The 24,397-nt window shown below is 71.9% G+C and carries 19 protein-coding genes and 1 tRNA gene; 7 read left to right on the forward strand and 13 right to left on the reverse strand.

All coding sequences use genetic code 11. The features are described 5' to 3' along the window. Positions 1 to 62: 62 nt before the first annotated feature. Positions 63 to 611, forward strand: coding sequence for a helix-turn-helix domain-containing protein (locus FHS34_RS21345; protein ID WP_184967778.1), 549 nt, complete (start codon positions 63 to 65; stop codon positions 609 to 611). A gap of 261 nt (positions 612 to 872) precedes the next feature. Continuing rightward, positions 873 to 2,543, forward strand: coding sequence for a serine/threonine-protein kinase (locus FHS34_RS21350; RefSeq protein ID WP_184967780.1), 1,671 nt, complete (start codon positions 873 to 875; stop codon positions 2,541 to 2,543). A gap of 41 nt (positions 2,544 to 2,584) precedes the next feature. Here FHS34_RS21350 and FHS34_RS21355 read toward each other — a convergent pair whose 3' ends face one another. Both FHS34_RS21355 and FHS34_RS41985 read right to left on the reverse strand, forming a co-directional pair. Continuing rightward, positions 2,585 to 3,934, reverse strand: coding sequence for a hypothetical protein (locus tag FHS34_RS21355; RefSeq protein ID WP_225817455.1), 1,350 nt, complete (start codon positions 3,932 to 3,934; stop codon positions 2,585 to 2,587). 304 nt (positions 3,935 to 4,238) lie between these two features. After that, positions 4,239 to 4,367: a DLW-39 family protein gene (locus FHS34_RS41985; protein WP_003999697.1), complete on the reverse strand. Its 129-nt coding sequence runs from the start codon at positions 4,365 to 4,367 to the stop codon at positions 4,239 to 4,241. A 348-nt stretch (positions 4,368 to 4,715) separates the two neighbouring features. On the opposite strand from FHS34_RS41985, the gene FHS34_RS21365 reads away from it, so the two are divergent. Next, positions 4,716 to 5,051 carry a DUF6344 domain-containing protein gene (locus FHS34_RS21365; protein ID WP_184967782.1) on the forward strand — a complete coding sequence of 112 codons (336 nt, stop codon included), beginning with the start codon at positions 4,716 to 4,718 and terminating at the stop codon, positions 5,049 to 5,051. Positions 5,052 to 5,230: 179 nt separating this feature from the next. Further along, a complete protein-coding gene (locus FHS34_RS21370; RefSeq protein WP_225817454.1) occupies positions 5,231 to 6,043 on the forward strand; it encodes a glycosyltransferase family 2 protein in 813 nt (270 codons plus the stop codon). Here FHS34_RS21370 and FHS34_RS21375 read toward each other — a convergent pair. Together FHS34_RS21375 and FHS34_RS21380 are read right to left on the reverse strand one after the other, a co-directional pair. After that, positions 6,024 to 6,233 carry a ferredoxin gene (locus FHS34_RS21375; RefSeq protein ID WP_184967784.1) on the reverse strand — a complete coding sequence of 70 codons (210 nt, stop codon included), beginning with the start codon at positions 6,231 to 6,233 and terminating at the stop codon, positions 6,024 to 6,026. The two genes, FHS34_RS21370 and FHS34_RS21375, sit on opposite strands and share 20 nt — an antisense overlap. A gap of 154 nt (positions 6,234 to 6,387) precedes the next feature. Further along, positions 6,388 to 6,861: a hypothetical protein gene (locus FHS34_RS21380; protein WP_184968149.1), complete on the reverse strand. Its 474-nt coding sequence runs from the start codon at positions 6,859 to 6,861 to the stop codon at positions 6,388 to 6,390. Between the two features lie 368 nt (positions 6,862 to 7,229). Here FHS34_RS21380 and FHS34_RS21385 point away from each other — a divergent pair, with 368 nt between their 5' ends. The 3 genes from FHS34_RS21385 (at position 7,230) to FHS34_RS21395 (ending at position 12,848) form a co-directional block, all read left to right on the forward strand. Continuing rightward, the gene (locus FHS34_RS21385) at positions 7,230 to 7,718 is read left to right on the forward strand and encodes a hypothetical protein (protein WP_184967786.1); all 489 of its coding nucleotides are present in this window, start codon (positions 7,230 to 7,232) and stop codon (positions 7,716 to 7,718) included. Between the two features lie 398 nt (positions 7,719 to 8,116). Further along, positions 8,117 to 12,397 (forward strand): nSTAND1 domain-containing NTPase, encoded by a 4,281-nt coding sequence (locus FHS34_RS21390; RefSeq protein ID WP_184967788.1) that lies wholly within the window; start codon positions 8,117 to 8,119, stop codon positions 12,395 to 12,397. A 277-nt stretch (positions 12,398 to 12,674) separates the two neighbouring features. After that, on the forward strand, positions 12,675 to 12,848 hold the full coding sequence (locus FHS34_RS21395) for a hypothetical protein (protein ID WP_184967790.1): 174 nt from the start codon (positions 12,675 to 12,677) through the stop codon (positions 12,846 to 12,848). Between the two features lie 100 nt (positions 12,849 to 12,948). Here the strand turns inward: FHS34_RS21395 and FHS34_RS21400 are convergent, their stop codons facing one another. From FHS34_RS21400 to dnaN, 9 genes are all read right to left on the reverse strand, one after another. Beyond that, the gene (locus FHS34_RS21400) at positions 12,949 to 13,302 is read right to left on the reverse strand and encodes a VOC family protein (RefSeq protein WP_184967792.1); all 354 of its coding nucleotides are present in this window, start codon (positions 13,300 to 13,302) and stop codon (positions 12,949 to 12,951) included. A gap of 97 nt (positions 13,303 to 13,399) precedes the next feature. Continuing rightward, positions 13,400 to 13,473, reverse strand: a tRNA-Ile gene (locus FHS34_RS21405). 123 nt (positions 13,474 to 13,596) lie between these two features. Further along, positions 13,597 to 14,334 carry a DUF3566 domain-containing protein gene (locus tag FHS34_RS21410; RefSeq protein ID WP_184967794.1) on the reverse strand — a complete coding sequence of 246 codons (738 nt, stop codon included), beginning with the start codon at positions 14,332 to 14,334 and terminating at the stop codon, positions 13,597 to 13,599. An 18-nt stretch (positions 14,335 to 14,352) separates the two neighbouring features. Further along, positions 14,353 to 16,947, reverse strand: a complete 2,595-nt coding sequence (gyrA, locus tag FHS34_RS21415; RefSeq protein ID WP_184967796.1) for a DNA gyrase subunit A — start codon at positions 16,945 to 16,947, stop codon at positions 14,353 to 14,355. 42 nt (positions 16,948 to 16,989) lie between these two features. Next, a complete protein-coding gene (gene gyrB, locus FHS34_RS21420; RefSeq protein WP_184967798.1) occupies positions 16,990 to 19,059 on the reverse strand; it encodes a DNA topoisomerase (ATP-hydrolyzing) subunit B in 2,070 nt (689 codons plus the stop codon). A 373-nt stretch (positions 19,060 to 19,432) separates the two neighbouring features. Then, positions 19,433 to 19,999 (reverse strand): DciA family protein, encoded by a 567-nt coding sequence (locus FHS34_RS21425; protein WP_184967800.1) that lies wholly within the window; start codon positions 19,997 to 19,999, stop codon positions 19,433 to 19,435. Beyond that, entirely contained in the window at positions 19,996 to 21,153 is a 1,158-nt protein-coding gene (recF, locus tag FHS34_RS21430; protein WP_184967802.1) for a DNA replication/repair protein RecF, read from the reverse strand. Before recF ends, FHS34_RS21425 begins: the two co-directional genes overlap by 4 nt. 46 nt (positions 21,154 to 21,199) lie before the next feature. Then, positions 21,200 to 22,075, reverse strand: coding sequence for a phosphogluconate dehydrogenase (NAD(+)-dependent, decarboxylating) (gnd, locus tag FHS34_RS21435; RefSeq protein WP_184967804.1), 876 nt, complete (start codon positions 22,073 to 22,075; stop codon positions 21,200 to 21,202). Positions 22,076 to 22,385: 310 nt separating this feature from the next. Continuing rightward, the gene (dnaN, locus tag FHS34_RS21440; protein WP_184967806.1) at positions 22,386 to 23,516 is read right to left on the reverse strand and encodes a DNA polymerase III subunit beta; all 1,131 of its coding nucleotides are present in this window, start codon (positions 23,514 to 23,516) and stop codon (positions 22,386 to 22,388) included. Positions 23,517 to 24,397 lie beyond the last annotated feature (881 nt).

The following is a 24,397-nucleotide window of genomic DNA, read 5'->3' on the forward strand; positions in this document are numbered from 1 at the left end:
ATGCTCGTCGTGGTTCGCTACAGCGAACCGCGGTTTTTCAGGGGAAGCGATGGGGAGACGCAATGGACGCCGCACAGCAGGAAGCCACCGCCAGAGCGCGGGAGCTGCAGCGGAACTGGTACGGGGAGCCGTTGGGGGCGCTCTTCCGTAAGCTCATCGACGATCTCGGGCTGAACCAGGCACGGCTCGCGGCGGTCCTGGGCCTGTCCGCTCCGATGCTCTCGCAGCTGATGAGCGGCCAGCGCGCGAAGATCGGCAATCCGGCGGTCGTCCAGCGGGTGCAGCTGCTGCAGGACCTGGCGTCCCAGGTCGCGGACGGCAGCGTCAGCGCCGCCGAGGCCACGGAGCGGATGGACGAGATCAAGAAGTCGCAGGGGGGCTCCGTGCTCAGCAACACCACGCAGACCACGAGCAGTTCGGGTGCTCCCACGGTCAAGCGAGTGGTGCGCGAGATCCAGTCGCTGCTTCGGTCGGTGGCCGCCGCGGGTGACATCATCGACGCCGCGGACACCCTCGCGCCGAGCCATCCCGAACTCGCGGAGTTCCTCCGGGTCTACGGCGCCGGCCGCACCTCCGACGCCGTCGCGCACTACCAGTCCCACCAGAACTGATCCATGGGCCGGCGGACCGGAGGGTAGCCGGGCCGGCCGGGTCGGAACGCTCGTCTCTTGGGTAGGGAGGGGAGCGAGGGAATCCACGGGGGAGAAGAGGTCGGGGGGCTTCGTGGGGCCGGTGGGTTCGAGGGCGCGGTGGTGTCACCGGACCTGGGGGGTCGCAGAGCCTCCGGGTTCGCCGGGCCTGTGGGGGCGTAGAGCCTCTGGTTTCGCAGAACCAGTGGGTTCACAGAGCCAGTGGGGAGGAGCGGCGGCTGCATGGGTGAGGTCTTCGCCGGCCGGTACGAGCTGGCCGACCCGATCGGACGCGGTGGCGTGGGTGCCGTGTGGCGCGCCTGGGACCACCGCCGACGGCGCTACGTGGCCGCCAAGGTCCTTCAGCAGCGCGATGCCCACTCGCTGCTCCGCTTCGTCCGGGAGCAGGGACTGCGCATCGACCACCCGCACGTCCTCGCCCCGGCCAGCTGGGCCGCCGACGACGACAAGGTGCTGTTCACCATGGACCTGGTCGCCGGCGGCTCCCTGGTCCACCTGGTCGGCGACTACGGCCCCCTCCCGCCGGCCTTCGTGGCCACCCTGCTCGACCAGTTGCTGTCGGGGCTCGCCGCGGTGCATGCGGAAGGCGTCGTGCACCGGGACGTCAAGCCGGCCAACGTGCTCCTCGAAGCCACCGGTACGGGCCGGCCGCGGCTGCGGCTGTCCGACTTCGGCATCGCCATGCGGCTCGGTGAGCCCCGGCTGACCGAGACCAACCTCGTGGTGGGCACGCCCGGCTATCTCGCCCCCGAGCAGATGCTGGGCGCCGAACCCGACTTCACGGCCGACCTGTTCGCCGTCGGTCTCGTCGCCCTGTACCTCCTGGAGGGGGCCAAGCCCGACGCCAAGGCGCTGGTGCAGCACTTCCTGGAGCACGGGACGCCCGGTCCGCCCAAGAGCATCCCGGAACCGCTCTGGCAGGTCGTCGCCTCACTGCTCCAGCCCGATCCCGCGGACCGTTTCCGCACCGCCACGGGGGCGCGCAAGGCGCTCGCCACCGCCGCGGAACTCCTGCCGGAGCCGGGGCCGGACGACGAGCTCATCGAGATCTTCGACCAACTGGGCCCGCTGCCGCCGGGGTTCGCCCACGACGGCCCCCTCCAGCAGGCCTCCGGCGTGGTGTTGGAACTGATCTCGGGCACGACCACGGCAACGACCCTGCGCAAAGCACCGGAACGGCCGACGGATCCGGAGGCGGAGGCAGCCCCGGGCGGGAGCGCGGGCCCCGGTGCGCAGGCGAGCGCGGCTGCGTCCGCCGGTCCGAGTGCGGGCGGGGGCACGACCACGGGTACGGGCGGTACGGGCCCTGACGCGGGTGCGGGTGCGGGTGCGAGTCCGGGGGCGGGCTTGAGCGCGGGCGCGGGCCTGGAACCAGGTGCGGGCACAGGGCTTGGTGCGGGCACAGGGTTCGGTGCAGGTCCGGGACTTGGTGCGGGCACAGGACCTGGTGCGGACAACGGGCGTGGCGCGGGTGCGGATCCCGGCGCGTCCACCCACACCGGCTCGATGTCGGACACCGGAAGCTTCCGGCTGCCGCCGCCCCACCACGGCCCGGCGCCCGATCCGACCCCGCTCCCGTTCCCCGTCCAGGCACCGGACCCGATGCCGTACCAGCCCGCCTCTCCGCCACAGGCGCCGCCTCCCCTGCCGACCCCGCTGCCGGGCACCCCCGTCGACACCACCACCGCCGCGTACACCACCCGCGATGCCCAGGCGGCGCCCCACACTCCGCCTCTGCCGGAAGCGCTCACCCCACCCACATCACCCGCACCCCGCGCACGGGGTCGCCGGGCGCGCCGCAGGCCCGGCCCCCCGGCCAAGGCCGCCATCCCCCTCCTGCTGCTGGCGCTGGCCTGCTACGCGGTGGGGTTCTGGGCACTGACCCGTCTCTGAACACGCCCCCGAGCCCATAACCCCAACCCCAACCGAACACCTCACCGAGCCCGCGCGTGGGACCGGCGGGACGTCAGGGTCCAGACGGCGAGGACGAACAGCAGCGCGGTTCCCGTGCCGATGCCCCCGACGGCGATCAGCCGCATCACGCGGTCGTCGTCGCCGCCCCCGGTGTCCCCGGTCAGCGTGGCCAGCCGCTCCTGCTCGGTGACCGTGAAGACGTCCTTCGGCGCGGGACTGCCCGCGTACGCGGGCCCCCCATGCGCCTGTCCGTCCACCCGGACCCGCAGGGTCACCTCGAACGGCCCCTGGCCGAACGTGTCGGCCAGCCGCGTGCTGAGGTGCAGGACGAGGTAGTACTCGCCGGCGAAGCGGACAGAGGTCACGCCCGCCTGGACGGCGTACCGGTTGGCGTACTCCACCGGCGGCAGCGGCGCGAGGGCGGCGGGCTTGGCGACGCCGGTGTAGCCGACGGCGGCGTCGTCGACGTAGCCGCGGACGGGGTTGTAGAGGGAGAGGTTCAGGGCGCCCCCGACGTAGCCGTGGCCGGAGGCGCCGCCCAGCTCGGCGGAGGCGTGCAGCTGCCGGCCCCAGTCCAGCGGCACCTTGTAGAAGCGGGTCTCACCGGGCGCGAGCGCGGTCCGCCAGACCCCCTGGCCCAGCGGGCGCGCCCCGGCGAACCCGGTACCGCCGGTGCGGTCGCGGGGCCGGCCGGTGAGGGGTGCCGGGGTGGCGGAGTTCCAGGTCCGCGGCGGATCGGTGGGGCCGGCCCGCTTCAGGCCCGGTTCCGTGGCGGGCGCGATCTCCAGGCCCCACGGCTCGGCCGAGGCCGCCGCGCCGGAACCCTCGGCGTCCAGACGTTCCACGAGCAGGTGGTACGTCCCCCCGCCCTGGCACAGCGCCTTGCCCGTCTCGCGCTGCGCCAGCGCCGTGACCGGGCGCGGGCTGAGCCCGGCGCCGAAGCGGGCGGAGGAGTAGAAGCAGGAGGTGCCGTTCGGGTCCCGGAGCGAGACACGGATGCCGTCGGTGGCGGAGACGGTGGTGTCCGCCGGCGGTACGGCGGTGACCGCGACGTACGCCGTGTCCTGGGCGGTGAGCCGGAGGCCGTAGTAGAGCCTGCCGCCGCGCGGCAGGGAGCTGCGGTAGGTGTGGCGGGCGTCCAGCGGGACGGCGTCCGCGGTGGCCTCCGCGCCCTCGACGTTCCGGGCGCCGGGCGTGAAGGAGTACGGACCGGGCCGCGCGCCCGCGTCGGCGGCGGCCGCGGCACCGGCACCGGCACCGGCACTGGCCGGCAGGACGACGGTGGCGCAGAGTCCCAGCAGCAGGATCACGGCGGACCGGGCGGTGACGGCCCGCCACCGCGCCCACGCCGTACGCCCTCGCCCCCGCACGCGCCACCACCCCCAGGTCGTCGCAAGGCCCTGCCGGACCGCAGGCCCCATCCTGCCCTGACCGCCCCTGCGCCATCCGGGCAACGCGTACGCCCGTCCGAATCGCCCGGCAACATCCGGCACCGGCCGGCACCGCTCACCGTCCCGCTTACCGCACCCGCCGGGCCCCCGCAACACGAGGCACCGTAGGGGCTCCCCGGACCACGGACCACGGGCCCCGCCCCGGGCCCCGGACAACACAAAACCCCGACCGCTCGGGCGGCCGGGGTCTGTTCAGATTCGGTGTCAGATTCGGTATCGGGACTCACGAACCCGTGGGCACGGAGTCAGTCGCCTCCGTCCACAGGTCCTGCTCGGCGCGATCCGCCTGGATCTGGCGGTACACGAGGAGCCCGCCGATGGCGGCCAGTGCGACCAGGAGCAGCTTCTTCACCGCGCGACCTCGTCTTTCCTTGACGTAGGGGACCTCTGGCGCCCGACTATACACACCGACCGATATCGATCGGTGACCTGCGTCGGGGCCCAACTCCCGCCCCCGACAGCGCAATAGGCCAGGTCGGACGCCATTCGGGCCGGAGGGTGACCGTGCCCGCACGGACGGTTACTTTGCTCCCCCTTCGCTCGCGCTCAGCGTGATTTGTGAGCTTTCAGGGCTCTTGCGTCCATACGAGTGGTGTTCATCGGAACATCGACGCGCCACGGCCATAGGTCCACCACTTCGCGACGCTCATACACATCATGAACAAAGTACGCAAATCGCCCAACCTGAAAGTGAGGGGCCATGACCCAGAACAAGGTCATGAAGCTGTGGACCACCATCGTCACCGCCTTCCTCGCGCTGTTCACGGCGCTCGGACTCGTCTCCGCCGGAACCGCCACCGCCGCCGCGGCCGGACCCCGGGCCGAGACGCCCCTCACCGGCACCGCGCACCGCACGATCCCGACGATCCCGGCCCCCTGGGCCTGGTCCCATGGCAGGGCCCTGCCCCCCACGATGAAGCAGCGGATCCGGGCCGAGGCCCACGGAAAGACCCCCGGCTGCCGGCACCGCGCCCTGACGGAGACACAGGCGGAGCCCCAGGCCCCCGACGCCACCTCGCCGGAGCTCGACTGCTGAGCCTGCGCCCCTGACGCAGTACCGCAACGTCTCGACACAAGGCGACTTGCGTACGCACCAGTCGAAACGGAAAGACCCCCGGCCGGGATCGGCCGGGGGTCTCGCGCTGTTCAGGGCTCCGCCGTGCGCCATGCTGGCAGCGACAAGAGCGAGAAACCCGCCCCGCCCACGGAAAGGTGGTGAGCGCCCCCGTGAGCCGGCGCGTCACCGTAGTCACCGCTGTCCACGGCCCGTCCGCCCGGTTCCTGCCGGACGCCTACGCCTCCCTGCGCGCGCAGCGGCTGCCCGCCGGCTGGGAGTGGGACTGGGTCGTCCAGCAGGACGGCACGACGGACGACGTCCGCCCGTACCTCCCGGACGACGGGCGCGTGAGCTTCCGCCAGGGCCGTCCGGGCGGTCCCGGTGTGGCCCGGACGATCGCGCTGGCTCGCGCCGAGGGCGCGTACGTCAAGGTGCTGGACGCGGACGACCAGCTCATGCCCGGCGCGCTCGCCCGGGACCTGGCCGTGCTGGAGGCCGACTCCACCGTCGGGTGGACGACGTGCCGCGTCCTGGACCTGTTGCCCGACGGCTCCACGGTCGCCTTCCCCGGCGACCCCGGCGACGGTCCGCTCGAACGCGGTGCCGTCCTCGACCACTGGAAGCGCAACGGCTTTCGCGCGCCGGTCCATCCGGCGAGCCTGTGCGTACGGCGCGAGCTGCTGGTCGCCCTGGGCGGCTGGATGGCACTGCCGGCCTCCGAGGACACCGGCCTGCTGCTGGCACTGGACGCGGTGAGCCGGGGCTGGTTCTCGGCGGAGGCGGGTCTGCTGTACCGCAAGTGGGAAGGGCAGGTCACGGGCCAGGCCGCCCATGTCGACCCCGCCGAGCTCGCGGCCCGGACGTCGGTCGCCGAGGGCCGGGCCCGCGCGCTGGCCGACTTCGGCTGGGGCTATCCCCCGGCCCCGGCCGCCCCCGCGTCCGCCGCCCCCGCTACCCCTCCCGCTCCGTGACGGCGATGGCCTGCGAGGGGCACTTCTCGGCCGCCTCCCGGACCGCCTCCCGCGTCCGCGGGTCATCGGCGGCCTGAGCGGCGCCGGGGCGTACGACGCCGTATCCGTCCTCGAACGCGAACACGGCGGGCGCCCGGTGCGCGCACTCGGCCGAGCCGTAGCACAGGGAGCGGTCGACGGAGACCTTCATGCGTCCTCCAGCCGTCAGCGGTGACCTCCAGGACGTCACTGCCCGGCGAACCACCCACCGAACCGGCGCGCGGGCCCGGCGCCTTCCGGCCGGACCGGGCCGACCCGACACGAACGGAAGGCCCTGGGGTCTCTCTGATCCGAACGCCAGGCCCTTAACCCCGGCCGCCCGCCATGGACAGCCACTGGGCCACCCGGCGGACGGTGGGCTCGTCGAGCCGGTCGGCCAGGATCCGTACCGTCTCGCCGTCCTCGGGGCTCAGGTCGTACAGGCCCGCCTTGCCGAGCCCGGCCATGAGCACCTGGTGACGGCGGTCCGTCATGCGCTCGGTGAGCCGGGCCGGTTCCGGTGAGCCTTGCGCGGGCCGCTCCGGCGCGGGTGCGGGTGCCGGGGCGGACGGGGTGCCGAAGAGGCGCCAGGCACCGTCCTCGGGCCCCCAGAGCGCGACCGCCACCTCGTCTCCCCGCGCCCGTACGGTCCGGGTCATGTCGCCGACGGCGTACAGCACCGGGCCCCGGTACGGGGACTCCGCGCCCACCGTCCAGGTGCCCCGGGCGGACTCGTGGAACATCGCGACCCAGCGAGGCTCGCCGGGCGGTCGCGGGCACCGGGAACGCTGCTTCTCCATGGCACTCATCCCTTCGGGAACGGCCGGCGAGGCGACCGTAGCTGACACACCATCAGATTTCCAGGCACGCGGCGGCCGACAGCCGCCCGCCACCCCAGGGTCCGCGCCCTCAACACCCGACAGCCGCCCGCCGCCTCCGTCCGCGCCCTCAGGCCTGGCAGCCCACAGCCCGCACCCCGCGCCCCCAGCCAAGAGCCGACACCCGGCACCCCGCACCCCGGCACCCCGGCACCCCGGCACCCCGCAGAAACCCTCGCGCTTGTGTGGTCTCCTCGCGTCCGGCGTGGCACCCTGCCCGCGCCCGCCCCGCGCGGTGACGGAGCGGACGGTGTCGTCCCGGGAGCCGTCCCGGGAGAGGAGGCCGGAGGATGAGCGTGAGCGGACGGGAAGCGGCGGCGGCCGCGGCGGACACACGCGCACAGGAACTGCGCCGGGCCCACGGCGCCCGCGCCCACAGCGCCTACGACCGCGCGGTCGCCGCGTGCCGGCACGCCGGTGTCGGCCGGGACGCCGCCGAGATCGTGCCGAAGGACGCCGTGGGCCGGGCCGCCAACGCGCTACGGCTGTCGGCACAGTCACTCGACGCCCTGGCCGCGAGCGTTCCCGACCCGGCGGCGGACGCCCGCTGCGCCCGCAACGCGGCCGCCACCGCCGCTCTGGCCACGCAGCTGGCCGCGGCCCGGGACGGCGGGCCGGCCGGTGCGACGGCACTGCGCGCGGCACTCGCGGCCTCCCGGGCCGCGGCGGCGGCCGCCGGCGGCACCGCACAGGGGCGGGACGCGGCGCTGAACGACGACGCCGAGGAAACCGAGCGGCAAGCCGTCACCACGGCCCGCGACGCGGGTTGGCTCGGCTGACGGATTCTGCTTCCCGACCGCCCGGCACCGGTCCCTCCCCTCGTGGGGACCGGTGCCGAACGGTGCGAGGCCGTCGACCCGTACCGTGTCGGCGCTGCGGTGCGGGTCGAAGAACGGGGTCGGTTTCCGGGGCGCGCGGGCTCATTCGCCGGGCGCGGCACGGGTCGACCGAATCTGGCCGAGAACATTCGGCGCCTCGGGCCGTCTCTCCGAGCGGCGAGCCGGTGGCCAGTCCGGACGGTATGTGACCGTTCCGCTACCGGGATGGGATCCTGCCACCTGTGGCCGCCGACGAGGAGGTTCCGGTCTCCGGCCCACCCCTTCTCCGCAGGTCAGCCGTATAGGGTGAGTTTTCCGGTCCGGACGTCCGCACGCGGGGGAGAGTAAGGGGTGGAACCTTGAGTTTCGACTCAGGGGCACGCACAGCCTTCGCCGAGCGGCTCGCGCTGCTGTACAAGGAGGCCGGAAATCCTCCCCTGAAGAGCGTCGCCGAGGCGGTCGTACGGCTGCAACGGGTCGACGAGCGCGGCCGGCCCGTACGGGTGTCCGCGCAGCGGATCAGCGACTGGCGCCGGGCCAGGAACGTACCCGCCCAGTTCGCCGCCCTCGCGGCGGTCCTGCAGATCCTGATCCCGGAGGCCCGGCGCCTGAGTCCCGCTCCGGTCTCCGCCGGGCTGTACGACATCACCCACTGGCAGCGGCTGTGGGAGCTGGCCCTGGCCGGTCCGGCCGGCGACCGCGCCGCGCCGCCCGCGGAGGAGAACCGGCGGCCACCGGCCCAGGCACCACCAGCCGTCGCCGGTGGTGTGTGCCCGTACCGGGGGCTGGCCCCGTACCGGCGGGAGGACGCCCGGTGGTTCTTCGGCCGGGAGCGCAGCACGAACACCCTCGTCGCGCAGCTCCACGCGGCCGAGCGGTCGGGTGGACTGATCATGCTGGTCGGCGCCTCCGGAGCCGGGAAGTCGTCCCTGCTGAACGCCGGTCTCGTCCCCGCGATCCGGGGCGGCGCCCTGAACACCGGCGCCGGCGCCGGACGGAACGGCCCGCAGGCCGACGGGGCGGCCCAGGCCCAGCAGTCCCAGAAACTCCCCTCCGCCCCCTCCGCCTCCTCAGGCCCCTCTGCCTCCTCAGGCCCCACCGCCCCTTCCGGCTCCTCCGCCTCATCGGGTCCGTCCGCGCTCTCCGGACCCCCCACCCCCTCCGCCACCTCACAGCCGGCGCCCCCGCCCGCCGCTGGTTCCCCCGCCGGCCCTGTCGCCGATCCCGCCGCCGGTCCCCCCGGCCCCGTCCTCCAGCTCGTCCCGGGTGCCGATCCGCTGGGCGAGCTGGTCCGCCGCGTCCCCGGACTCGCCGACGTCGCCGCCGAGGCGCGCGAGGCCGAGCGGCAGGCGTCCCGGAACCCGGCGCTGCCCGGGGGCGACGCCCCGCACGTCGCCCGGGGCGTGCGCAAGGCGTTCGCGGCCTGGGCGAGCCACGCGAACTCCCCCGCCGACCGGCCGGTCGTCATCGTGGACCAGTTCGAGGAGGCGTTCACCCTCTGCTCCGACGAGGTGGACCGCCGCACCTTCATCCAGTTCCTGCACGCCGCCTGCACCCCGCCCGCCGGCTCCGGCGAACCCGCGCCCGTCCGGGTCGTCCTCGGTATCCGCGCCGACTTCTACGAGCAGTGCCTCGGCTACCCGGAACTGGCCGACGCGCTCCAGCACCGCCACATGGTGCTCGGGCCGCTGACCAGCACCGAACTGCGCGAGGCGGTGACCGGCCCGGCCAAGGCGGTCGGTCTCGAACTGGAGTCGGGGCTCGCCGAGCTGATCGTGCGCGAGGTGAGCGCCGACGGCCCGCGCGGCGCGCACGACGCGGGCGTGCTCCCCCTGCTGTCGCACGCCCTGCTCGCCACCTGGCAGCGCCGGAAGGCCGGAAAGCTCACCCTGGCCGGCTACCGCGCGTCGGGCGGCATCCAGGGCGCGGTGGCGGCGACCGCCGAGCGCGCCTGGTCCGGCCTGGACCCCGCGGCCCGTACCGCCGCCCGGCTGCTGCTGCTGCGACTGGTCCGGCTCGGCGAGGACACCCAGGCCACGCGCCGGCGCGGCACCCGGCGGCAGCTGGCGGAGGAGTCCGCGGACCCCGGCAAGACGGAGGAGTCGCTGGAGGCCCTGGTGCGGGCCCGGCTGGTGACGCTGGACGCCGACACGGTGGAGATCACCCACGAGGCACTGCTGCACGCCTGGCCCCGGCTGCGGCACTGGATCGACGAGGGCCGGGGCGACCATCTGCTGCGCCAGCGGCTGGAGGAGGACGGCCGGTCCTGGGAGGACTCGGGCCGGGACAGCTCGCTGCTGTACCGGGGGTCCCGGCTGGAGCAGGCCCGCAGCTGGGCCCGGTCGGCCGGCGACACCTATCTGACCCGCAGCGCGGTGGAGTTCCTGGCCGCCTCGGTACGGCTGCGCAAGCGCTCCGTGTGGCTGAGCCGGGCCGCGGTGGCGGCGCTGGTCGCGCTGGCCGTCCTCGCCGCCGGTACCGCGGTGATCGCCTGGAAGCAGCGCGACGACGCCGTCTTCGAACAGGTGCTCGCCGAGGCCGACCGGGTCCAGCACACCGACCCCTCCCTCGCCGCCCAGCTCGACCTGGTCGCCCACCAGCTGCGCCCCGGCGACGAGGGCACGTACAGCCGCCTGCTCTCGATCGTCAACGCTCCCCTGGCCACCCCGCTGTCCGGGCACCGGGGCGCCGTCTACCTCACGTCGTTCAGCCCGGACGGCAGGACGCTGGCCACGGCCGCCTACGACCGCACGGTCCGGCTGTGGGACGTACGGGACCCGAACCGCCCGGCCCCGCTCGGCAAACCCCTCACCGGCCACACCAGCTGGGTGAGCAGCGCCGTCTTCAGCCCGGACGGCCGCACCCTGGCCAGCGCCGGCGACGACGGCACGGTCCGGCTGTGGGACGTCACCGACCCCGCGCACGCCGTACCGCTCGGCGCACCGCTCACCGGCCACCGGGGCACCATCTACCTGGTCGCCTTCAGCCCGGACGGGCGCACGCTGGCCACGGCCGGCGAGGACCGCACCGTGCGGCTGTGGAACGTGGCCGACCCGCACCGGCCCACCCCGACGGCCACGCTGCGCGGCCACACCGCCGCCGTGCGCTCCGTGGCGTTCAGCCCGGACGGGCACACGCTCGCGACCGGCGGCGACGACGACACCGTCCGGCTGTGGGACGTGACCGCCGCACGCCGGCCCGAGCCGGTCGGGACGCTGCGCGGACACACGGAGCTGGTGCACTCGGTGGCCTTCAGCCCCGACGGGAACACGCTGGCCAGCGGCAGCGCGGACGACACCGTCCGGCTGTGGGACGTGACCGACCCCGGCCGCGCGGCACCGGTCGGCTCCCCGCTGACCGGGCACACCGGACCCATCTGGTCGGTGGCCTTCAGCCCCGACGGCGGCCGGCTGGCCGCCGCGAGCGCGGACAGCACGGCGAGCCTGTGGAACGTCACCGACCCCGCGTCCCCGTCCCAGGTCGGCGAGCCGCTCGCGGGCAGCAGCGGCGAGATGTACGCCCTGGGGTTCAGCCCGGACGGCCGTACCCTCGCCACCGGCAGCGGGGACGGCAAGGTGCGGCTGTGGTCGGTCCCCACCTCGGACATGGTCGGCCGGAGTGGAGCGTTCCGCCCGGACGGCAAGGTCCTGGCCACCGCTGCCCGGGACGGCAGGCTGCGGCTGTGGAACGTGACGCGGCCCGGCCGGCCCGTCCCGCTCGGCAAGTCGTTCATGCACGCCGACGGCGACCAGCGCTCCCTGGTGTTCTCCCCCGACGGCCGCACACTCGCCGTCCTCACCGGCGTCCGGTCGGTCTACCTGTGGGACGTCACCGACCCCGCCCACCCCGTCACCGCCGGCCCTCCGCTGTCGCTGCGGACCCGCTTCATGGGACCGAACGCGCTGGCGTTCAGCCCGGACGGGCACACCCTGGCCACCGCCTACGACGACCGCACCATCCAACTGTGGAACGTCGGTGACCCCCGGCACGCCGTCCCGGTCGGCAGGCCGGTCACCGGCCACCGCGGCTACATCAACGCCCTCGCGTTCAGCCCGGACGGCCGCACCCTGGCCGGCGGCAGCGCGGACAGCACGATCCGGCTGTGGAACGTCACCGATCCCGCGCAGGCCGTACCGCTGCGGGGGCCCCTCACCGAGCACGCCGGACCGGTCAACGCCCTCGCGTTCAGCCCGGACGGCCACACCCTGGCCAGCGGCAGCGACGACGACACGGTCCGGCTGTGGAACGTCACCGAACCGGCCACGGCGAGCGCCCTGGGCGACCCGCTCACCGGGCACACCGAGGCGGTGACGTCGCTGACCTTCAGCGCCGACGGCCACACCCTGGCCAGCGGCGGCAACGACAACACGGTCCGGCTGTGGAACGTCACCGAACCGGCCGGGGCGAGCGCGATCGGCCAGTCGATGAGCCCCAACGCCAAGACGGGCAACTTCCTCTCCTTCAGCCCCAACAGCCGTGTCCTCGGCGTCTCCAGCGGTGCCGACACCGTGCGCCTGTGGAGCCTGGACGCCGACACGGCCATCCGGCACATCTGCTCGGTCACCCGGGGCGTGCTGACCCCGCAGCGGTGGCACGAGTACCTGCCCCGTCTGTCCTACGACCCCCCGTGCGGTCGATGATCAGCCAACGTGCCCGAATCCTCACCGACTTGCCCCCACGGAACCGGCAACCTTGTTACCCTTGGCCATAGCCCGATCGCTGGTGCATCCCCCGTCGCCAGCGGTCGGGCGTTTTCGTTGCGGAAAAGCAACATGACCGGCCGTCCGGAGCAGCGGGGCCCCGGCCCCAGCGGGCCCCGGCCGCCTGTTTCCGGTGCGTCCCACGGGGTGGTTTTTGCCTCCTGCCTCACGGGCACATCAAGGGCACATCACCGGTGAGACTCCGGGGAGGTACGAGATGAGTTCCGGAGAACGGGCCAAGGCCAAGGCCGAACAGGTCCTCGGGAAGACCGTGCGGAAGGCGGCCCACGCGGTGCACAAGGAGACCCTGGCGGCGAAAGGCGCCGCGCTGGAGACACGGGGCCGGATGCGGGCCGCGAAAGAACGGACCAAGGACTCCTTCAAGCACTGACAGGCTGCTTCCGCCGTCGGCCGGACAACGAAAAGACCCCCTGCCCCACCGGGCCGGGGGTCTTCCGCCGGGCGGACCGACAGACCGCTCCCGGGGACGCTCACTGACTCCGTCGGCCGAGGACACAGAATTCGTTGCCCTCGGGGTCGGACATGACCACCCACGACTGGTCGCCCTGGCCGATGTCGACGCGCTTCGCGCCATGGGCCTCCAGGCGTGCCACCTCGGCGGCCTGGTCATCGGGCCTGAAGTCGAGGTGCAGCCGGCTCTTGGCCTTCCTGGGCTCGTCGAGCCGGACGAAGTCCAGCCCCGGCAGGCGGTCCGGCGCCGGGCGGATCTCGAACTCGTCGTCGGAGGAATAGACCACGACCCAGCCGAGAGCCTCGGCCCACCACTGCCCCAGGGCCGCAGGATCCGCCGAGTGAACGATTACCTGTTCCCATTCCAAGGTCATTCGCCGAGCCTAGGACCACCGGGGCTTCGAGAACCAGTGCCTTTGCGCGGAACAGACAAAGACCCCCAGCCGATACCGGCTGGGGGTCTTCTGTCTGTGGGGCTAACAGGATTTGAACCTGTGGCCTCATCCTTATCAGGGATGCGCTCTAACCAACTGAGCTATAGCCCCGCCGCGCTCTGCGGTGTATGTCCCGCGCGCTGACTCCTGAAGATTAGCGCACGACCACGCCAGTCCCAAAATCGGTTGTCGGGCAACCGTCCGTCAGGGAGGCGCGGCCGGTCACGGGCGCCGTCACTCGTCCTCGGCCAGGGTCAGTTCGATGCCGCCCACGAAACCCGCGGACAGGTTGTAGATGAACGCGCCGAGCGTCGCGAGCGCCGTGGCCAGCACCACGTCGATGACCGCGATGATCGTCGCGAACATCAGGACGTGGGGGAGGGACAGGAACGCCTGGAGGTCGAAGCCGTTCGCCTCGTTCGAGCCGGTCGCCTCCGAGATCGTGCCGCCGACCGTCGAGAACACGCCCATCGCGTCCATGACCATCCACAGCACCGCCGCGGCGACGACCGTGCAGATGCCGAGCGCGATGGAGAGCAGGAAGCTGACCTTCATCACCGACCACGGGTCGGCCTTGGCCACCCGCAGCCGTGCCTTGCGGGTCCGCGGCGCCGTCCGCACCCCGGTCCGGGGCTTGCGGACCGCCCCGGTGGGAGCCTGCGCCGGGTAGGCCTGCGGCGGGTGGTACGGCCCGTCGGGCTGCTCGGGGCGCCGCTCGCCGGGGAGCGGCGACGCCGGCCGTGCGTCACCGGCCGGAGCCGGTCCTCGGGTGTCCGTCACGGTTACCCCCTGGGATGCCTGCTGGGATTCCTGCGTGCCTGAAGCGTCCGCCACGGAAGCCTTCACCGGCCTCAGGTTGGTCGTGTGCGGGTCGTTCGCACTCGCCGCACGCGCGGCGGAGCCACGGCCGCCGCCGCCCGCTTCCGTACCCGTGGAGGTACCGGCCGATCCGGCGCCCGTGGCTCCGCTCACGATGACTCACTCCTCGTGCTACTCGGCCGAGGGCGCCTCACCCTCGTCCGTGCCGGCGGTCGCGGCACCCTCGGCGGTCTCGTCCACGGCCACGTCGCCGTCGACTTCCTCCGCCTCGCGCCCGGCCTCGGCGTTACGTGCGATACCGACCACGGCATCGCGCTTGCCCAGGTTGATCAGTTGGACGCCCATGGTGTCACGGCCCGTCTCCCTGACCTCGCTGACTCGCGTACGAATCACACCGCCGGAGAGGGTGATCGCGAGGATCTCGTCGCTCTCCTCGACAATCAGCGCGCCGACGAGCGAACCGCGGTCCTCCACGATCTTGGCGGCCTTGATACCGAGGCCACCGCGACCCTGGACGCGGTACTCGTCGACAGCGGTCCGCTTCGCGTACCCGCCGTCGGTGGCAGTGAACACGAACGTACCGGGTCGAACAACATTCATCGAGAGAAGCTCGTCGCTCTCCCGGAAACTCATCCCCTTGACACCGGAGGTGGCACGGCCCATCGGGCGGAGCGTGTCGTCCGAGGCGGTGAACCTGATCGACTGCGCCTTCCTGCTGATCAGAAGGAGATCGTCGTCGGACGAGACCAGCTCGGCACCGATCAGCTCGTCGTCCGTACCGTCCTCGCGCTCGCGCAGGTTGATCGCGATGACACCGCCGGAGCGGGGCGAATCGTAATCCTTCAGAGGCGTCTTCTTGACCAGACCGGACTTCGTGGCCAGGACCAGGTAGGGCGCCGCCTCGTAGTCGCGGATCGCGAGGATCTCGGCAATCGCCTCGTCCGGCTGGAAGGCCAGCAGGTTCGCCACGTGCTGGCCGCGGGCGTCCCGGCCGGCCTCGGGCAGCTCGTACGCCTTCGCCCGGTACACCCGGCCCTTGTTCGTGAAGAACAGCAGCCAGTGGTGCGTGGTGGAGACGAAGAAGTGGTCGACGATGTCGTCTTCCTTCAGCTTCGTGCCGCGCACGCCCTTGCCGCCGCGCTTCTGCGCCCGGTAGTCGTCCGTCTTCGTCCGCTTGACGTAGCCGCCGCGCGAGACGGTGACGACGATGTCCTCCTCGGCGATCAGGTCCTCGATGGACATGTCGCCCTCGTACGGGATCAGCTTGGTCTTGCGGTCGTCGCCGTACTTCTCGACGATCGCGGCCAGCTCCTCGCTGACGATCCCGCGCTGGCGGACCGGCGAGGCGAGGATCTCGTTGTACTCGCTGATCTTCGCCTGGAGCTCGTCGTGCTCCTGGACGATCTTCTGCCGCTCCAGGGCCGCCAGGCGCCGCAGCTGCATCTCGAGGATCGCGTTGGCCTGGATCTCGTCGATCTCCAGGAGCCCCATCAGGCCGGTGCGCGCGACCTCGACGGTCTCGCTGCGCCGGATCAGCGCGATGACCTCGTCGATCGCGTCCAGGGCCTTCAGCAGACCGCGCAGGATGTGGGCGCGCTCCTCGGCCTTGCGCAGCCGGAACCGGGTCCGGCGGACGATGACCTCGATCTGGTGCGTCACCCAGTGCCGGATGAACGCGTCCAGGGACAGCGTGCGCGGCACGCCGTCGACCAGCGCCAGCATGTTGGCGCCGAAGTTCGTCTGCAGGTCGGTGTGCTTGTACAGGTTGTTCAGCACGACCTTGGCGACCGCGTCCCGCTTGAGGACGATCACCAGGCGCTGGCCGGTGCGGGACGACGTCTCGTCGCGGACGTCCGCGATGCCGCCGATCTTGCCGTCCTTCACCAGGTCGGCGATCTTCTGCGCCAGGTTGTCGGGGTTCACCTGGTACGGCAGCTCGGTGACCACCAGGCACTGGCGGCCCTGGATCTCCTCGACCTCGACCACCGCGCGCATCGTGATGGAGCCGCGGCCGGTGCGGTAAGCCTCCTCGATGCCCTTGCGGCCGACGACGAGCGCGCCGGTCGGGAAGTCGGGGCCCTTGATGCGCTCCATGAGCGCGTCCAGCAGTTCCTCGTGCGAGACCTCGGGGTTCTCCAGGTACCACTGGGCGCCGGCCGCGACCTCGCGCAGGTTGTGCGGCGGGATGTTGGTGGCCATGCCGACCGCGATACCGGCCGAGCCGTTGATCAGCAGGTTCGGGAAGCGGGCCGGCAGGACGGTCGGCTCCTGGGAGCGGCCGTCGTAGTTGTCCGTGAAGTCGACGGTCTCCTCGTCGATGTCGCGGACCATCTCCATCGACAGCGGCGCCATCTTGCACTCGGTGTAGCGCATCGCCGCCGCCGGGTCGTTGCCCGGGGAGCCGAAGTTGCCGTTGGAGTCCACCAGCGGCATCCGCATCGACCACGGCTGGGCGAGGCGGACCAGGGCGTCGTAGATCGAGGAGTCGCCGTGCGGGTGGTAGTTGCCCATGACGTCGCCGACGACGCGGGCGCACTTGTAGAAGCCGCGCTCGGGGCGGTAGCCGCCGTCGTACATCGCGTACAGCACACGGCGGTGGACGGGCTTGAGACCGTCCCGGACGTCGGGCAGCGCACGGGACACGATGACGGACATCGCGTAGTCGAGGTACGAGCGCTGCATCTCCGTCTCGAGCCCGACGGGCTCGACACGCATCACGAGTTCGCCGCCCTCTTCAGGGGTGACGGGAGTGTTCTCGTCGGCCATTGCTGGTGAAGATCCTTCCTGGTGCGGTCAGCTGAGACCGACTCAGATGTCGAGGAAGCGGACGTCCTTGGCGTTGCGCTGGATGAACGCGCGGCGGGCTTCGACGTCCTCGCCCATGAGGACCGAGAACAGGTCGTCGGCCTGGGCGGCGTCGTCGAGCGTGACCTGGCCGAGGACCCGGTGCTCCTGGTCCATCGTGGTCACGCGCAGCTCCTCGGCGTTCATCTCGCCGAGGCCCTTGAAGCGCTGGATCGAGTCCTCGCGGACGCGCTTGCCGCGCTGCCGGCCCATCTCGATCAGCGCGTCGCGCTCACGGTCCGAGTACGCGTACTCGATGTCGTCCCGGCCCCACTTGAGCTTGTACAGCGGGGGACGGGACAGGTACACGTGCCCGGCCTCGACCAGCGGCCGCATGAAGCGGAACAGGAAGGTCAGCAGCAGGGTGCTGATGTGCTGGCCGTCGACATCGGCGTCCGCCATCAGGATGATCTTGTGGTAGCGGAGCTTCTCGATGTCGAAGTCCTCGTGCACACCCGTGCCGAAGGCCGAGATCAGCGCCTGGATCTCCTGGTTCTGCAGGATCTTGTCGATCCGCGCCTTCTCCACGTTCAGGATCTTGCCGCGGATCGGGAGGATCGCCTGGTACTGCGGGTTGCGGCCGGACTTGGCCGAGCCGCCGGCGGAGTCACCCTCGACGATGAAGATCTCGCACTTGGTGGGGTCGTTCGACTGGCAGTCGGAGAGCTTGCCCGGCAGGGACGCCGACTCCAGCAGGCCCTTGCGGCGCGTCAGGTCGCGCGCCTTGCGGGCCGCCACGCGCGCGGTGGCCGCCTGGATGCCCTTGCGGACGATGTCCGCGGCCTCGACCGGGTTGCGGTCCAGCCAGTCGTTGAGGTGTTCGTAGACCGCCTTCTGCACGAAGGTCTTGGCCTCCGTGTTGCCCAGCTTGGTCTTCGTCTGGCCCTCGAACTGCGGCTCGCTCAGCTTGACCGAGATGATCGCGGTCAGACCCTCACGGATGTCGTCACCGGTGAGGTTGTCGTCCTTCTCGCGCAGCAGCTTCTTGTCGCGCGCGTACTTGTTGATGAGGGAGGTCAGGGCCGCGCGGAAGCCCTCCTCGTGCGTACCGCCCTCGTGCGTGTGGATGATGTTCGCGAAGGAGTACACACCCTCGCTGTAGCCGCTGTTCCACTGCATGGCGACCTCGAGGGACAGGCTCTTGTCCCTGTCCTCGGCCTCGAGGTCGATGATCGTGGGGTGGACCGCCTCTCCCTTGCGGGAGTTGAGGTACTTCACGAAGTCGACGATGCCGCCCTCGTAGTGGTACGTGACGGTCTTGACCTCGGCCTTCTCGTCGGCACCCGCCTCGTCCGCACCGGCGACCGCCTTCGCCGACTCACGCTCGTCGGTGAGCCGGATCGTCAGGCCCTTGTTGAGGAACGCCATCTCCTGGAAGCGCCGGGACAGCGTCTCGAAGGAGTACTCGGTGGTCTCGAAGATCTCCGGGTCGGCCCAGAAGGTGACCGACGTGCCGGTCTGCTCGATCGCCTCGTGCTTGGCCAGCGGGGCCGTCGGGACGCCCATCTTGTAGTCCTGCGTCCAGCGGTGCCCGTCGGTCCTGACCTCGACGGAGACCTTGGACGACAGGGCGTTCACGACGGACACGCCGACACCGTGCAGACCGCCGGAGACGGCGTACCCGCCGCCGCCGAACTTGCCGCCCGCGTGCAGCACGGTGAGCACGACCTCGAGGGCCGGCTTGCCCTCGGAGGGCACGATGCCCACCGGGATGCCACGGCCGTTGTCGACCACGCGCACCCCGCCGTCGGCGAGGATCGTCACGTCGATGGTGTCCGCGTAGCCCGCCAGCGCCTCGTCGACCGAGTTGTCGACGACCTCGTACACCAGGTGGTGCAGGCCTCGCTCGCCCGTGGAGCCGATGTACATGCCGGGCCGCTTGCGGACCGCGTCCAGACCTTCGAGCACGGTGATGGCGCTGGCGTCGTAGGACGCGGAGGCGGTGGCCTCGGCGTTCACGCCGGCGTCGGTGGACGGGATGTTCTCGTTGGGGTTGCCGGAATCGGCCACGAAGCGCCCTTTCTGGCACAGCACGAGCCGGGCTCGTCGGCAGGTTGCCGGAGCGGCTGCGGCATGTTGCGTTGGTAAGCCTTGATCAGCGTTGCTCAGCTTTTCCCGGGCGGTCCCCACGTTGGGGCGGGATTGTCTTCCAGTCTACCGGTAGCACTGACATCGATGGGGGTTTGCGGGCACCTGAGCCCCCATGTGCCGCCCTCAACCGGTCTCGGCCGGGTCCCGATATACGGATGGGGGCTCCAAGGGGCTCACAGCGGCACTCAGCGCTTCGAGTCGTCAACCCTTGGCTACTCGGGGGTCAGAAGGCCGTCCAGGCCCGCTCCGGCGGTGATCCACAGCCGTGCACGCAGGCATGACGGCACGTCACGGCAACCCCGAGACGTGAGGTACGTCACCCGTACGTATCGCCGGGCCCGGTGCTCCCCGGAGCCCGCAGGGGGCCGTAGCGGCGGGCCGGGCCGCCGGGGTTGAGCACCTTGATCATCCGTACGCTGCCGTGCCCGAGATCCTCGTTGAGCCGGGCCACCAGCGCGGGGGCGAGCACGCGCAGCTGCGTCGCCCAGGCCGTCGAGTCGCACTGGACGGTCAGCACCCGCTCGTCCTCGTCGTACCGCTGCGGCACGCAGTGCTTGGCCAGGTCCTCGCCGACGATCTCCGGCCAGCGGCCCATCACCCCGCCCACCGCGGCCGGGGTCTCCCATCCGCGCTCGTTGATCAGCCGGTTGATCGCCGCGCCCAGCGCCAACGGATCGCGTCCGTCGGCGCGCGCGCCGGAGCGCAGGCCGCCGCCCCGCCGCGCCTGCTTCTTCTGCCGTGCCGCGTCCCCACGCGCGCGTGCCTGTTCCTTCGCCGCGCGCAACGCCACGCGCGCGAGGTCGACACCGGAGGGCTCCTGCTCGCTCCGGGCGCGGCCCGAGGCGTTCTTCCGGGCGTTCGGTGCGGGGTCGTCGGTGCTCATACGCGCTCCACCGTCCCGCCGGCCACCGCGTACCGCGCGCCGGCCAGCACATGCGGTACGTCGTCGTCCACGGCGGCGGTGACCAGCACCTGCTCGCCGGGCGCGACCAGCTCCGCGAGCCGTTCCCGGCGGCGGGCGTCCAGCTCGGCGAAGACGTCGTCCAGGATCAGCACCGGCTCGTTGCCCTCGGCCCGCAGCAGGTCGTAGGAGGCCAGCCGCAGGGCGAGGGCGTAGGACCAGGACTCGCCGTGCGAGGCGTATCCCTTGGCGGGCAGCTGGCCGAGGCGGAGCCCCAGGTCGTCCCGGTGGGGGCCGACGAGGGTGACGCCCCGCTCGATCTCCTGCTTGCGCGCCTCCGTCAGGGCCGCCATGAGCTGGGCGTAGAGGCCCTCGCGCGTGTGGGCCTCACCGGGCGCGGACGGCTTGTACTCCAGCACGACCGGGCCGCCGCCGGGAGCCAGCTGCTCGTACGCCTTGTCGGCCAGCGGCTGCAGCGCGGCGATGAGATCCAGCCGCTGGGCGAGCAGCTCCGCGCCCGCGCGCGCGAGGTGCTGGTCCCACACGTCGAGGGTGGACAGGTCCGCCCCCGGGCTCGAATCCGCCCGCCCGGGAGGTGCCCCCCTCCGGCCGCCGTGCCGGCGCGCGAGCGCGGCCGACTTCAGCAGGGTGTTGCGCTGCTTGAGCACCCGCTCGTAGTCGGAGCGCACGCCCGCCATCCGCGGGGAGCGCGCGGTGATCAGCTCGTCCAGGAACCGCCGCCGCTCGCCGGGGTCCCCCTTCACCAGCGCGAGGTCCTCGGGCGCGAACAGCACGGTCCGTACGATGCCCAGCACATCGCGCGGTCTGACCTGCGAGGACCGGTTGATGCGGGCACGGTTGGCCCTGCCCGGGTTCAGCTCCAGCTCGATCAGCTGCTGCCGCTCGCCCTGCCGGACCTGCGCCCGGACGACGGCGCGCTCGGCGCCCATGCGGACCAGGGGGGCGTCGGAGGCGACCCGGTGGCTGCCGAGCGTCGCCAGGTACCCGACCGCCTCCACGAGATTGGTCTTGCCCTGCCCGTTGGGGCCGACGAAGGCGGTGACGCCCGGGTCGAGCGGAACCTCGGCCCGGGCGTACGAGCGGAAGTCGGCCAGCGAAAGATGCGTGACGTGCATGGTCGTCCCGCCGACCTCCCTGCTTCTCTCCGGCCCGTCGAAAGGCCTACTTCTTCTCTACGGCGTGGCCGCCGAACTGGTTGCGCAGCGCGGCGATCATCTTCATCTGCGGCGAGTCCTCCTGCCGGGAGGCGAACCGCGCGAACAGCGACGCGGTGATCGCCGGCAGCGGCACCGCGTTGTCGATCGCGGCCTCCACCGTCCAGCGTCCCTCACCGGAGTCCTGTGCGTAACCGCGCAGGCCGTCCAGGTGCTCGTCCTCGTCGAGGGCGTTGACCGTGAGGTCCAGCAGCCAGGACCGGATGACCGTGCCCTCCTGCCAGGAGCGGAAGACCTCGCGGACGTTCTCCACGGAGTCGACCTTCTCCAGCAGCTCCCAGCCCTCGGCGTACGCCTGCATCATCGCGTACTCGATGCCGTTGTGGACCATCTTCGCGAAGTGGCCCGCGCCGACCTTGCCGGCGTGCACCGAGCCGAAGTCACCCTCCGGCTTCAGCGCGTCGAAGACCGGCTGCACCTTGGCGACGTTCTCGGCGTCGCCGCCGTACATCAGCGCGTACCCGTTCTCCAGGCCCCAGACGCCACCGGAGACGCCGCAGTCGACGAAGCCTATGCCCTTGGCGGCCAGCTCCTCGGCGTGCCTCTCGTCGTCCGTCCAGCGGGAGTTGCCGCCGTCCACGACCACGTCACCGGGCTCCAGCAGCTCGGCGAGCCGGTCGATGGTCGACTGCGTGGGCTCGCCGGCCGGGACCATCACCCAGACCACACGCGGGCCGCTGAGCTTGCCCACAAGCTCTTCCAGGCTGTGGACGTCCGCGACGTCCGCGTTGCGGTCGTATCCGATGACGGTGTGGCCCGCGCGGCGGATCCGCTCGCGCATGTTGCCGCCCATCTTGCCGAGGCCGACGAGACCGAGCTCCATCAGTTGTGTTCCTTAAGGTCGCTGTGTGGCGTGTGAGGCACGAGATGCCGGACCGAGCCTAAACCCGTCTCATCACGCACAGTTGTGGGCATACGCGCTCATGCGTAGCCCCTGCGACCTGCGGCTTTCCCCACCTGGCCGACGAGCGGTCGTGCCGCCGGGCCGGCACGGGCGAACGGCGGCACGAGTGGGCGCCGAACGCACCCCTCGGGGAGACAACCGGCCGGCGCCGGCAGGCGGCCCGCCCCGCCGGCCACAGCCCCGGGCACCCACAAGGGGCACCCGGAACCGTGCACACTTGTGGAAAACGTCAGCCGCTGAGACGCACCGGCATGATCAGGTACTTGTAGGCGTCGTCGGCCTCGGCGTCCAGCGCCGGCTTGCCGCTGAGCAGCGCCGGCTTCGTGGACGTGGTGAACGACAGCTGCGCCACCGGCGAGTCGATCGCGCTCAGACCGTCCAGCAGGAACGTCGGGTTGAAGGCGATCGAGATGTCGTCGCCCTCCAGCTGGGCGTCGACCCTTTCCACAGCCTGTGCGTCGTCGCTGGAACCGGCCTCCAGGATCAGCACACCCTGCTCGAAGCTCAGCCGCACCGGGGTGTTGCGCTCGGCGACCAGGGCCACACGCTTGACCGCCTCCACGAACGGCGCGGTCTCGATCACGGCGACGGAGTTGAACTCGGTCGGGAACAGCGTCCGGTACTTCGGCAGGTCGCCCTCGAGCAGGCGGGTGGTCGTGCGCCGACCGGCCCCCTCGAAGCCGATCAGGCCCTCACCGGCACCGGCACCGGCCAGCGCCAGCGTGACGCTGTCCCCGGCACCCAGCGACTTCGCGGTGTCCAGCAGCGTCTTGGCGGGGACCAGGGCGACGGCGGAGGCGTCCGGGTTCTCCGGCTTCCACAGGAACTCGCGGACCGCGAAGCGGTAGCGGTCGGTGGAGGCCAGGGTGACCGTGTCGCCCTCGATCTCGATGCGCACACCGGTGAGCACCGGGAGGGTGTCGTCACGGCCGGCGGCGATGGCGACCTGGGAGACGGCCGCGGCGAAGACCTCGCCGGGGACGGTGCCGGTCGCGGTCGGCATCTGCGGCAGCGCCGGGTACTCCTCCACAGGCAGGGTGTGGAGTGTGAACCGCGAGGAGCCACAGACCACCGTCGCCCGTACACCGTCTGTGGAAATCTCCACCGGCCGGTTGGGGAGGGCGCGGGAGATGTCGGCGAGCAGGCGGCCGGAGACCAGGACCGTGCCGTCCTCCTCGACCTCGGCCTCGACGCTCACCTTGGCGGAGACCTCGTAGTCGAAGCTCGACAGGCTCAGCTGGCCGTCCTCGGCCTTCAGCAGCAGGCCGGCGAGGACAGGCGCCGGCGGACGGGCCGGGAGGCTGCGTGCAGCCCACGCCACTGCCTCCGCGAGTACGTCGCGTTCCACCCGGATCTTCACCGTAAGCCGCCTCCTGCTGTTGCTACTGAGTCCTCCGACTCGGTGTCACCGCCCACTGCGACGGGAAGGACACCGGGGACCAGTCTGACGCACCGCACTGACAGTAGGTGCCCGTCGGGGTCAAGTCGGTCCGGGCGGCAGCCGGACGCGAGACGGCGAGTTGTGCACAGGCCCCGCTTCAAAGCGATTGCCGAACTCTCTCTAGTTGGGAGTAGTAGTAGGGCCTGTGGATACCGTGGATAACCACGTTTGCCCAGCTCAGCGCGGGTTTTTTATCCACTGGGCCTGTGGGTGGAGGCAGTGGAAAACCGGGCCCGTCTGTGGAGAACAGAAAGTTCTGCACACATCGCCCACAGCCTGAGGGCAGTTCTCCCCAGCTGTGTCCCCAGGAATACCCAGGTTTCCCACACCCCAACCCGGCAGCTTCCTGTGACGCCTTTCACTCGACGCGGTGAGCGGGTGCGTCGGGTTGCCGAACAGTGGACAGCCATGTGGAGAAGCCGGGGATCGCTGGGGACAACCGCCCCCAGCCTGTGGGCGGCCGGTGGACAACTTCGTGCACAGGTTGTGGAACCTCGCGTTTTCCACAACCTGTGGAGATCGTTCGTCCACGATTCCACAGCCCCCTGAGCTGGGCCGTCGGGCTGGAACCAGCTTCCCTGTGGACGCAGTTCGGGACAACTCCACAGTCCCCAGGATGTGGACGGAAGAAAGTCACCGAATCTGTGGAGAGTGGCCGTAACCAGGCAAGTAATCGAACACCGGATGGCCGGGGAGGAACGGCGCACAGGGCTGAGCGCGGCACCGGGGACGGGCGCGAGGAGCGCCGAAGGGGCTTCGGAGGGGCCTTTGGGGGCCTCCGAGGGGCGCGCCGGAGGGTC

Source organism: Streptomyces echinatus (assembly GCF_014203595.1).
GTDB lineage: Bacteria > Actinomycetota > Actinomycetes > Streptomycetales > Streptomycetaceae > Streptomyces > Streptomyces echinatus.

Coding starts and splice junctions, on each gene's coding strand:
- FHS34_RS21425 (WP_184967800.1), bottom strand. CDS start 19,999: ATGAGCACCGACGACCCCGCACCGAACGCCCGGAAGAACGCCTCGGGC.
- FHS34_RS21365 (WP_184967782.1), top strand. CDS start 4,716: ATGACCCAGAACAAGGTCATGAAGCTGTGGACCACCATCGTCACCGCC.
- gnd (WP_184967804.1), bottom strand. CDS start 22,075: ATGGAGCTCGGTCTCGTCGGCCTCGGCAAGATGGGCGGCAACATGCGC.
- FHS34_RS21385 (WP_184967786.1), top strand. CDS start 7,230: ATGAGCGTGAGCGGACGGGAAGCGGCGGCGGCCGCGGCGGACACACGC.
- FHS34_RS21400 (WP_184967792.1), bottom strand. CDS start 13,302: ATGACCTTGGAATGGGAACAGGTAATCGTTCACTCGGCGGATCCTGCG.
- FHS34_RS21345 (WP_184967778.1), top strand. CDS start 63: ATGGACGCCGCACAGCAGGAAGCCACCGCCAGAGCGCGGGAGCTGCAG.
- FHS34_RS21375 (WP_184967784.1), bottom strand. CDS start 6,233: ATGAAGGTCTCCGTCGACCGCTCCCTGTGCTACGGCTCGGCCGAGTGC.
- FHS34_RS21350 (WP_184967780.1), top strand. CDS start 873: ATGGGTGAGGTCTTCGCCGGCCGGTACGAGCTGGCCGACCCGATCGGA.
- gyrA (WP_184967796.1), bottom strand. CDS start 16,947: ATGGCCGACGAGAACACTCCCGTCACCCCTGAAGAGGGCGGCGAACTC.
- recF (WP_184967802.1), bottom strand. CDS start 21,153: ATGCACGTCACGCATCTTTCGCTGGCCGACTTCCGCTCGTACGCCCGG.
- FHS34_RS21395 (WP_184967790.1), top strand. CDS start 12,675: ATGAGTTCCGGAGAACGGGCCAAGGCCAAGGCCGAACAGGTCCTCGGG.
- FHS34_RS21380 (WP_184968149.1), bottom strand. CDS start 6,861: ATGGAGAAGCAGCGTTCCCGGTGCCCGCGACCGCCCGGCGAGCCTCGC.